The following is a 664-nucleotide window of genomic DNA, read 5'->3' as shown; positions in this document are numbered from 1 at the left end:
ACAAGCAGGTGACAAAACCCGCTCAATTGTAAAGTCTGACATTTTCACGCACACAAAGTGTGTCTTGAATAAGAGTGGTAATAAATCTTACGATTTACTACCGGGTTGATTACGTTTCCGAGGAGGAACCGTAATCACCATTATTAACAGGCGATATTCCCATTAATAACAGCTTGGTATTTATAATTTACAAACAACAGCGCGACACCGTGTTTGCCATATAAATACCGGTATTTATATCAGCTTTCCAGATTGTTAAAGAACTAAATTCATACGCGCATTCGGTATAAATCTTGGTTTAAAAAACCAAACTTAACTTATCAACTTGAGATAGTTTAAGTTTGGTCTCTTTCTTTATGAAGAAGTAAATGTATTCTTTGTTAATCAAGGCAGTTGGTAGCGACGTGTAGGTTTTCTACACGAGCTGCGAACTAACGCAGAGTAACGAAGAATTGGTAGGTCTGGGCAGACTTGAACTGCCGACCTCACCCTTATCAGGGGTGCGCTCTAACCAGCTGAGCTACAGACCTGCATCGTATCAAAAATCGATACTACATAATAAGTGGTGGAGCTAAGCAGGATCGAACTGCTGACCTCCTGCGTGCAAGGCAGGCGCTCTCCCAGCTGAGCTATAGCCCCTTATTATGCTAGGGTTTTACGTTTT

At 41.3% G+C, this 664-nt stretch carries 2 tRNA genes; both read right to left on the bottom strand.

The window, feature by feature from the left end:
* Window positions 1-453 precede the first annotated feature (453 nt).
* A tRNA-Ile gene (locus H4J50_RS19025) sits at window positions 454-530 on the bottom strand.
* Between the two features lie 33 nt (window positions 531-563).
* Window positions 564-639: transfer RNA gene (locus tag H4J50_RS19020), tRNA-Ala, on the bottom strand.
* Between the last annotated feature and the right edge of the window lie 25 nt (window positions 640-664).

It is taken from the genome of Colwellia sp. 6M3 (assembly GCF_014077595.1).
GTDB lineage: Bacteria > Pseudomonadota > Gammaproteobacteria > Enterobacterales > Alteromonadaceae > Cognaticolwellia.
The sequence above is the reverse complement of the archived record's forward strand: the minus strand, read 5'-3'. Positions and strand labels throughout refer to the sequence as shown.